5 protein-coding genes are annotated in these 9,832 nt (G+C 69.9%); 1 reads left to right on the top strand and 4 read right to left on the bottom strand.

The genetic code is table 11. From position 1 onward, the window contains the following. Positions 1–185 precede the first annotated feature (185 nt). The 4 genes from H8N03_RS25325 to map all read right to left on the bottom strand — a co-directional run bounded on the left by H8N03_RS25325 (position 186) and on the right by map (position 5,756). On the bottom strand, positions 186–1,205 hold the full coding sequence (locus H8N03_RS25325; RefSeq protein WP_187079029.1) for a Bug family tripartite tricarboxylate transporter substrate binding protein: 1,020 nt from the start codon (positions 1,203–1,205) through the stop codon (positions 186–188). Between the two features lie 88 nt (positions 1,206–1,293). Then, entirely contained in the window at positions 1,294–2,286 is a 993-nt protein-coding gene (locus tag H8N03_RS25320; RefSeq protein ID WP_187079028.1) for a hypothetical protein, read from the bottom strand. Between the two features lie 39 nt (positions 2,287–2,325). After that, complete coding sequence (locus H8N03_RS25315; RefSeq protein WP_187079027.1) at positions 2,326–4,953, bottom strand: [protein-PII] uridylyltransferase; 2,628 nt, start codon at positions 4,951–4,953, stop codon at positions 2,326–2,328. Continuing rightward, on the bottom strand, positions 4,953–5,756 hold the full coding sequence (gene map, locus H8N03_RS25310) for a type I methionyl aminopeptidase (protein WP_187079026.1): 804 nt from the start codon (positions 5,754–5,756) through the stop codon (positions 4,953–4,955). Before map ends, H8N03_RS25315 begins: the two co-directional genes overlap by 1 nt. Before the next feature lie 109 nt (positions 5,757–5,865). Between map and purL the strand changes: the two genes are divergently transcribed. Then, positions 5,866–9,825 carry a phosphoribosylformylglycinamidine synthase gene (purL, locus tag H8N03_RS25305; RefSeq protein ID WP_187079025.1) on the top strand — a complete coding sequence of 1,320 codons (3,960 nt, stop codon included), beginning with the start codon at positions 5,866–5,868 and terminating at the stop codon, positions 9,823–9,825. Positions 9,826–9,832 lie beyond the last annotated feature (7 nt).

Here is a 9,832-nt window from a genome sequence, read left to right as displayed (position 1 = left end):
CCAGCTCACGCGGAATCGATATAGATTTCTCCGGAGACCACCTCTTTCTCCATGCGCATCAACAACTTAGCGCTCAAATGAGAATGGATCTCCGGACACTACTGGGCTTGACCCGCAATCCATGGGGCGCCGGATCAGCCGCCCCATGGATCCCGGGTCAAGCCCGGGATGACATCGCTTTCGCGTTATTCCGCCTTGATCCCGCGCATCATGATCACGCCACCCAGGACGGCGGTGTCGGACTTGACGCGGTTCGCGAGGCCTTCGGCGTTGGTGCCGGCGGCCTGCCAGCCTTGCTGGAACAGCTTGGCGCGCACTTCGGGGGTGCGGGTGATCTCGGAGATCAGGCTGGAGAGCTTGTCGGCCATGGGCTTCGGCAGCGACTTGGGCGCGGCGGCGGCGACCCAGATCTCCAGCTGGAAGCCGCGGATGCCCAGCTCGTTCAGGCTGGGGAACTCGGGCGCCAGCGGGCTGCGGCCCAGCGAGGTCACGCCGATCGCCTTCAGCTTGCCGGCCTTCACCTGCGCCTGGGCGAGGCCGGGCGGCAGCAGCGCGAGCTGGATCTGGTTGCCGATCATGGCCTGGATGACCTGCGGGTTGCCCGGGTACGGCACGTGCACCGGGTTCATGTTGGTCTTGGTCTTCAGCAGCTCCATGCCGATGTGACCCACGGTGCCCACGCCGGGCGTGCCGTAGCTCCACTTGTCGGCGGCGTTGCGGGCGGCCAGGAAGAACTCCTGCGCGTCGTTGCCCGGCGCGTTCACCGGCGCGGTCAGCATCAGCGGCGCGGTGCCGACGAGGCTGAGCGGCTGCAGGTCGCGCTGCGGGTCGTAGGGGACCGCCGGGTTCAGCATCTTGGCAATCGTCATGTTGCCGTTGATCATGAAACCGATGGTGTGGTTGTCGTTCGCCCGCACCACGAGGTCGGCCGCGATGTTGCCGCCGGCGCCGACCTTGTTCTCGACGACGACGGGCTGGCCCAGGGCCTTGGAGAGCGGCTCGGCGATCGTGCGCGCCACCAGGTCCGGCGTCGAGCCGCCGGGGAAGCCGACGATGATGCGCAGCGGCTTGGTGGGCCAGTTCAGCGGCGCCGCCGGGGCGGCGGCAGCCCGGGGAGCCGGGGCGGTGGTTTTCTGGGCGAAAGCGGTGCTCGCGGCGGCGACGGCCAGCAGCACGAGGCCGCGGCGCGCGACGGACTTCAACATGCGGGGATCCTCTCCAACGTCTGGGTGCCCTCCTAGCGGGGCGCTCGCGATGCTACTGGACAGCAAGCGCGGGAAGTTCTAACGCCGGCTAGGGATTTGGCGTAAACCGGAATTGTCCTCGTTCCGTGCCGGTCGACCAAGTCGCGGGCTTCGGGGCCCAGTCCCCCGGCCCCAGCACGACCTCCGCGAGGTCCTGCAGGCCGGCGCCGAACACGCTGGCGGCCGCGGATTCGCCGGCATCGTCGCGCGTCGCCAGCCCGCAGAAGCGGGCGAGCTGCGCGTAGTCCTTGCCGAGCAGCTGCACGAGCCAGCGGGCGAGCTCGTAGCTGAGGGGCTGGCCGTCGTCCGGGCGCAGGAAGGACTTGCCGCTCCAGAACTCCTGGATGGTCCGAGCGTTCCAGAAGCGGCGGAACAGGAATTCGAGCTCGTTGGGCCGGTACCGGGGGCGGCCCGGGCTGTACCGGTGCTCCGTGTTGACGGCGAGCCCTTCGTTCAGCCACGCGGGCAGCGGCAGGTGTCGGACGAGGCAGTGCGTCAGCTCGTGGACGATGACCGGCTCCATCGTCTCGAAAGGGCCCGCCGTGAAGACGAAATGGCCGTAGCCCGCGTCGATGAACATCCCGGCGCTGAAGGCTTCCTGGCCCGCGTCGCCGGAGTCGTAGCCGGAGATGTACGTGTAGTACGCTTCCTCGCCCGCGAAGACCATGACGGCCGTCTTGCCCCAGCCCTCGTCGCTCGCGACCTCCGCCAGCGTGGCGAGCACGCGCCGGCGGCTGCGCTCCAGGTAGTCCAGCAGCACGCGCGCGGGCCGGGCCTCCAGCGGGGAGAGCAGCATGAAGTTCGGGGATTCGTCGCGGCGGTAGCCGCCGAGCGCCGCGCCCATGGCATCCAGCCAGGCGGCCGCCATCGCGCTGCACTGCGCGTGCTCGGCGCCGGGCTGCAGGTGCGCGTCGGACAGCAGCAGATCCCAGTCCGGGATGGGAAGCGTGGTCCCGGCGAGCCACGGCATGTCGCCCGCGTAGGGCGCGGTGCGCTCCACCGGCGGCTCCGCCACCGGTTTTCCCTTCAGCCAGCCGAACATGCGGATCCTCCTCCGCTGCCATTCTGCGGAAGGACGCGTTCAGCCCGAAACGGCTTCGAGCAATTCGGTCTCGATTTCGAGCTGCCTGCGGTTTTGCTGCAACTCCGGCCCGTCGATCAGGAAGGTGTCTTCCACCCGTTCGCCGAGCGTGCTCACCTTGGCGAGCTGCAGGTTCAGCTTGTGGCGCGCCAGCACGCGTGCGATCGAGTACAGCAGGCCCACGCGGTCGCTGGCGGAGATGGACAGCAGCCAGTGCTGCGCGCGCTCGTCGGGACGCAGGTCCACGCGCGGCGGGATCGGGAAGCTCTTGACCCGCCGCGACACGCGTCCCCGGCTCGGCGCCGGCAGCGGGCCCGCGGCGGCAATGGTGTGGGCGAGTCCGGATTCCACCATGCTGCACAGCTCGCGGTAGTGGTCCGGCATCATGGCCGTCACCACCTGGAAGGTGTCGAGCGCGTAGCCGTTGGTGGCCGTGTGGATCTTGGCGTCCAGGATGCTGAAGCCGGCCTGGTCGAAGTAGCCGCAGATGCGCGCGAACAGGTCGGGCTGGTCCTTCGTGTAGACCAGCACCTGCAGGCCTTCGCCGACGGGCGAGATGCGCGCCCGCACGATCACCTTGGCCGTGCCGACGTGGCGCGACACGTGGCGCGTGTGCCACGCGATGTCGCCCGCCTCGTGCCGCATGAAGTAGCCGACGTCCAATGTGTCCCACAGCTTCTTGTGCGCCTCGAAGGGCAGGGCGAAGAGCTGCAGCTGCACCAGCGCCTCGCGCTTGCGCGTCTCGATCTCCGCCTTCGGGTCGGGCGCGCCGCCGCCCAGCGCCCGCAGGCCGTAGCGATAGAGGTCTTCCAGCAGCTTGCCCTTCCAGGCGTTCCACACCTTCGGGCTGGTGCCACGGATGTCGGCCACGGTCAGCAGGTACAGCGCGGTCAGGTAGCGCTCGTTGCCCACGCGCTTCGCGAAATTGCGGATCACCTCGGGATCGCCGAGGTCCTCCTTCTGCGCCACGCGGCTCATGAGGAGGTGTTCCCGCACCAGGAACTCGATCAGCCTGCAGTCTTCCGGGTCGATCGCATGCTGCCGGCAGAAGCGCCGCACCTCCCGGGCACCCAGGTCCGAGTGGTCGCCGCCGCGGCCCTTGGCGATGTCGTGGAACAGCGCCGCCGTGTACAGGATGTAGGGCTTGTCCCAGCCGGCCGCGAGCTGCGAGCAGAACGGGTACTCGTGGGCGTGCTCCGCCATGAAGAAGCGGCGCACGTTGCGCAGCACCATCAGGATGTGCTGGTCCACGGTGTACACGTGGAACAGGTCGTGCTGCATCTGGCCGACGATGCGCCGGAAGACCCAGAGGTAGCGCCCCAGCACCGAGGTCTGGTTCATCAGCCGCAAGGCGTGCGTGATGCCGCGCGGCTGCATCAGCATGGCGCGGAAGGTCGCGTGGTTCTCCGGGTCGTTGCGGAAGTTGCCGTCCATGACCTTGCGCGCGTTGTACAGCGCGCGCAGCGTGCGGGCGGAGAGGCCCTTGATGCCCGGCGTGACCTGGTACAGCAGGAAGGTCTCGAGGATGGCGCGGGGGTTCCTCAGGTACAGGTCGTCGCTGGCGACCTCGATCATTCCCGCCTTCTCGGAGAAGCGCTCGTTGATGGTGCGCGCTTCCGCGGCGGCGGGGACCAGCCGCTCCTCGATGTTGAGCAGCAGGATCTGGTTCAGCTGCGCCACCGCCTTCGCCGCCCAGTAGTAGCGCTTCATCAGGCGCTCGCTGGCGCGGGCCACGATGCGTCCGTCGGTGCGCATCACGGTGGTGTAGCCGAACGATTCCGCCACCGCGTTCTGCAGGTCGAAGACCAGGCGGTCCTCGCGGCGGCCGGCCACGACGTGCAGCCGCGCGCGGATCGTGGAGAGCAGGGCTTCGTTGCGCTTGATCTGGCGCGCCTCGAAGGCCGTGGCCAGGCCGCGGCGCGCGAGCTCGTCCCAGCTCCTGCCGAAGCCCGCGGCGTTGGCTACCCAGAGCACCACCTGCAGGTCGCGCAGCCCGCCGGGCGACTCCTTGCAGTTCGGCTCCAGCGCGTACGGGGTGTTCTCGAACTTGGTGTGACGCTGGCGCATCTCCAGCGTCTTGGCCGTGAAGAAGGCGCGCGGGTCGACCTGAGCGCGGAAGCGTTCGCGGAAGGCCGTGAACAGCTTGCGCGAGCCGGTGACCAGGCGCGACTCGAGCAGGGAGGTCTGCACCGTCACGTCGCCGGCCGCCTGGGCCAGGCACTCGTCGACGGTGCGCACGCTGGAGCCGATCTCCAGCCCGGCGTCCCAGCAGCTGCCGATGAAGGTCTCGACGCGCTGCGTCAGGGCCGGGTCGTCGGCGCAGGAGACGCCGTCGGGCATCAGCAGCAGGACGTCGACGTCGGAATGGGGGAAGAGTTCGCCGCGCCCGAAGCCGCCGACGGCGACGAGGGCGATGCCGGCCGGGAGGCCGGCCGCCTGCCACAGGCCGCGCAGCGCGTCGTCGGCTGCGTCGGAGAGCGCCTGCAGCAGGCCCTTGATGGTGCGCGTGGAGCCGCCGTCCGACTGCAGCGAGGCGAGCAGCTGCGACTTGCGGGCCTTGTAGCCGTCGCGGATGCCGGCCGTGTTGCCGGCGGCCGGTTCCGGTTGGAGAACGGCCGCGGCGCCCATCAGGCCTTCACGAAGGGCGGCGGCGTCGGGCTGCCTTCGGACAGGGTCAGCACCTCGTAGCCGCTCTCGGTGACCAGCACGGTGTGTTCCCACTGCGCCGACAGCGAGTGGTCCTTGGTCACGATGGTCCAGCCGTCGTTGCCGAATTCCTTCACGTCCCGGCGGCCGGCGTTGATCATGGGTTCGATGGTGAAGGTCATGCCGGGCACCAGTTCCTCCAGCGTGCCGGGCTTGCCGTAGTGCAGCACCTGCGGCTCCTCGTGGAAGTTGCGGCCGATGCCGTGGCCGCAGAACTCGCGCACCACCGAGAAGCCGTTGCTCTCGGCGAACTTCTGGATGGCCCAGCCGATGTCGCCGAGGCGCACGCCCGGCTTCACCTGCACGATGCCGTGCCACATCGCCTCGTAGGTGAGCTGCACCAGGCGCTTCGCGGCGATGGAGGCCTCGCCGATGACGAACATGCGGCTCGTGTCGCCGTACCAGCCGTCCTTGATGACGGTGACGTCCACGTTGACGATGTCGCCCTTCTTGAGCGGCTTGTCGTTGGGGATGCCGTGGCACACGACGTGGTTGACCGAGGTGCACAGCGACGCGGGGTAGGGCGGGTAGCCGGCGGGCTGGTAGCCGAGGGTGGCGGACGTCGTGCCCTGCTTCTTCATGTACTCGGCCGCGATGCGGTCGATCTCGCGGGTGGTGATGCCGGGCTTGATGAAGGGCGTGAGGTGGTCCAGCACCTCGGCGGCCAGGCGGCACGCCGTGCGCATTCCCTGGATCTCTTGTTGGTCTTTGATCGTGATGCCCATGCCCGGGATTATCCCAGAGGGGGGAATCCCCCGCAGGTAGAATGCCGGGTTCCTCCCGCCCCAGTCAGCGGCGGCCAGGTTCCACTCTCCCCAGACAGGCTCCACCCAAGTGTCCCTGCACATCACCGAGTTCGAGGGCGGTCAGGCCCTCAGCGGCTTCCGGATCCAGCAACTCCTGCCGCGCCTGGCGGCGGTGCATCCCAAGATCGCCGGCATCGCCGCACGCTACGTGCACCTCGTCGCGAGCGACCACGCGCCCTCGGCCGCGGAACGCGAGCGCCTCGCGGCACTGCTGACCTATGGCGAACCGTACGACGGCCCCGCGGACGGCCCCCTGCTCGTGGTGACGCCGCGCTTCGGCACCGTCTCGCCGTGGGCTTCCAAGGCCACCGACATCGCCCACAACTGCGGCCTCTCCGTGCGCCGCATCGAGCGGGCCGTGGAATACCGGCTGCAGATGGCAAGCGGCTGGCTGGGCGGCAAGGCGTCGCTCGAGCCCGCCCAGCTCGCCGCCGTGGCCGCGCTGCTGCACGACCGCATGACCGAGAGCGTGGTGGCCAGTGTCGCCGAGGCGCACCGGCTCTTCACCGAACTGCAGCCGCAGCCCATGGAGCACGTGGACGTGCTGCGCGGCGGCCGCGACGCGCTGGAAGACGCCAACCGCCGCTTCGGCCTGGCGCTGGCCGAGGACGAGATCGAGTACCTGGTGCAGGCCTTCACCGGGCTGGGGCGCAACCCGACCGACGTGGAGCTGATGATGTTCGCGCAGGCGAACAGCGAGCACTGCCGGCACAAGATCTTCAACGCCGGCTTCACCATCGACGGCGTGCCGCAGGACCAGAGCATGTTCGGGATGATCCGGCACACGCACCGGACGCACCCGCAGCACACCATCGTCGCCTACGCCGACAACGCGGCGGTGATGGAAGGTCACGCGGTGGAGCGCTTCGTGCCCGGAGCAGGCGGCCTGTACGCCGGCGCGCAGGCGACCCACCACGTGCTGATGAAGGTGGAGACGCACAACCACCCGACGGCGATCTCGCCGTTTCCCGGCGCCTCCACCGGCGCCGGCGGCGAGATCCGCGACGAGGGCGCCACCGGCCGCGGTGCGAAGCCCAAGGCGGGCCTCACCGGCTTCACGGTGTCGAAGCTGTGGGGCGCGAAGTTCGGCAAGCCGGAGCACATCGCCAGCCCGCTGCAGATCATGACCGAGGGCCCGCTGGGCGGCGCTGCGTTCAACAACGAGTTCGGCCGGCCGAACCTGCTCGGCTACTTCCGCGAGTACGAGCAGCACGTGGCCGGCGTGGACCGCGGGTACCACAAGCCGGTCATGATCGCGGGCGGCATCGGTTCCATCGATGCCGGCCTGACGCACAAGATCCCCTTCCCGCCGGGCACCTTGCTGGTGCAACTGGGCGGGCCGGGCATGCGCATCGGCATGGGCGGCGGCGCCGCTTCGTCGATGGCCACCGGCACCAACACCGCCGACCTGGACTTCGACTCCGTGCAGCGCGGCAACCCCGAGATCGAGCGCCGGGCGCAGGAGGTGATCAACGCCTGCTGGTCGCTGGGCGAACGCAACCCGGTGCTGGCGATCCACGACGTGGGCGCGGGCGGCCTGTCCAACGCCTTCCCCGAGCTCACCAACGACGCCGGCCGCGGCGCGCGCTTCGACCTGCGCAAGGTGCCGCTGGAGGAAACCGGCCTGGCGCCGAAGGAGATCTGGTGCAACGAGAGCCAGGAGCGCTACGTCCTGGCGATCGCGCCCGGGTCGCTGGAGCAGTTCCGCGCCTTCTGCGAGCGTGAGCGCTGCCCGTTCGCGGTGGTCGGCGTCGCGACGGAGCAGCGCCAGTTGATCGTGGCCGACGAGGGCGCCGACACGCCGGTGGACATGCCGATGGACGTGCTCCTGGGCAAGCCGCCGCGCATGCACCGCGACGTGCAGCGCGTCGCGCGCGAGGTGCCGCCGCTGGACCTCACCGGCGTGGCCCTGCAGGACGCGGTGATCCGCATCCTCAGCCATCCCACGGTGGCGTCCAAGCGCTTCCTCGTCACCATCGGCGACCGCACGGTGGGCGGCCTCACGCACCGCGACCAGATGGTCGGGCCGTGGCAGGTGCCGGTGGCGGACTGCGCCGTCACGCTGGCCGACTACCGGGGCTTCGCCGGCGAGGCGATGAGCATGGGCGAGCGCACGCCGCTCGCGTCCGTCGACGGGCCCGCCTCCGGCCGCATGGCCGTGGCCGAGGCCATCACCAACCTGCTGGCCGCGCCGATCGAACTGTCCCGCGTGAAGCTGTCCGCCAACTGGATGGCGGCCTGCGGCGAAGCGGGCGAGGACGCGGCGCTGTACGACACCGTGCGCGCCGTGGGCCTCGAGCTGTGCCCGCAACTGGGCGTCTCGATCCCCGTGGGCAAGGACAGCCTGTCCATGCGCACGCAGTGGAGCGATGGCGGTGCGCTGAAGAAGGTGACCTCGCCGGTCAGCCTGATCGTGAGCGCCTTCGCGAGCGTGGACGATGTGCGCGCAACGCTGACGCCGCAGCTGCAGCGCGACGAGGACACCACGCTGGTGCTCGTGGACCTCGGCAAGGGGCGCAACCGCATGGGCGGCAGCATCCTGGCCCAGGTGCTGGAGCAGCCGGGCGGCGAGGTGCCGGACCTGGACGATCCGCAGGACCTGGTGCGCCTGGTCGAGGCGGTGAACGCCTTGCGCAAGGACGGCAGGATCCTCGCCTACCACGACCGCAGCGACGGCGGCCTGTTCGCCGCCGCCTGCGAGATGGCCTTCGCGGGCCAGGTGGGCGTGGCGCTGAACGTGGACCTGCTGGTCACCGAAGGCGACGGCATCAGCGACAGCCGTGCCGAATACGGCGACGCCAAGAACTGGGCCAGCCAGGTCGGCGCGCGCCGCGAGGAGCTGACGCTCAAGGCGCTCTTCAACGAGGAACTCGGCGTCGTGCTGCAGGTGCGCACGTCCGAGCGCAACGACGTGATGCAGGTCCTGCGCGCGAACGGCCTGTCGCGCCACGCGCATTTCGTCGGCACGACGCGGCCTGCCGCCTCCGCCATCGACGTGGGCAAGGGCGAGGTGCAGGTCTGGCGCGACACGAAAACCGTGTTCAGCGCGAAGCTCGCCGACCTCCACCAGGTGTGGGACAGCGTGAGCTGGAAGATCTGCCAGCAGCGCGACAACCCGGCCTGCGCGGACAGCGAACATGCGGCGGCGGGCGATCCGGCGGACCCGGGGCTGCACGTGCACCTGCCGGCGGACTTCCAGCTCGCCGCACCCGCGGTCAGCAAGTCGCGACCCAGGGTCGCCATCCTCCGCGAGCAGGGTGTCAACTCGCACGTCGAGATGGCCTACGCCTTCACGCAAGCCGGCTTCGACGCCGTCGACGTGCACATGACCGACCTGCAGGCGGGCCGCCACGACCTGAAGTCCTTCCGCGGCGTCGTCGCCTGCGGCGGCTTCAGCTACGGCGACACGCTGGGCGCCGGCATCGGCTGGGCGCGCAGCATCACCTTCCACCCGGTGCTCGCGCAGCAGTTCCGCGACTTCTTCGCGCGCACGGACACCTTCGGGCTGGGCGTGTGCAACGGCTGCCAGATGTTTGCCGAGCTGGCGGACATCATCCCCGGCGCCGAGGCGTGGCCGCGCTTCACCACCAACCGCAGCGAACGCTTCGAGGCGCGCCTGGCGATGGTGGAGGTGCTGGAGTCGCCCAGCCTGTTCTTCCAGGGCATGGCCGGCGCGCGCCTGCCCATCGCGGTAGCGCACGGCGAGGGCTACCCGAACTTCGCGCACCGCGGGGACGCGGGCAAGGTGATCCGCGCGATGCGCTTCGTGGACAACCACGGCCAGCCGACGGAGCGCTACCCGTTCAACCCGAACGGCGGCGCCGGCGGCCTGACCGCGGTGACGACGGCGGACGGCCGCTTCACGGCGCTGATGCCGCACCCGGAACGCGTGTTCCGCAACATCCAGATGTCGTGGACGTCGGGCGACCGCTCGGCCCCCAGCCCCTGGATGCAGATCTGGCACAACGCGCGGCGCTGGGTGGGCTAGATCGCTG

This window comes from Ramlibacter cellulosilyticus, assembly GCF_014297465.1.
GTDB classification, from domain to species: Bacteria; Pseudomonadota; Gammaproteobacteria; order Burkholderiales; family Burkholderiaceae_C; genus Ramlibacter; species Ramlibacter cellulosilyticus.
Note: the sequence above shows the minus strand (reverse complement) of the source record. Positions and strands in the feature narration are given on the sequence as shown.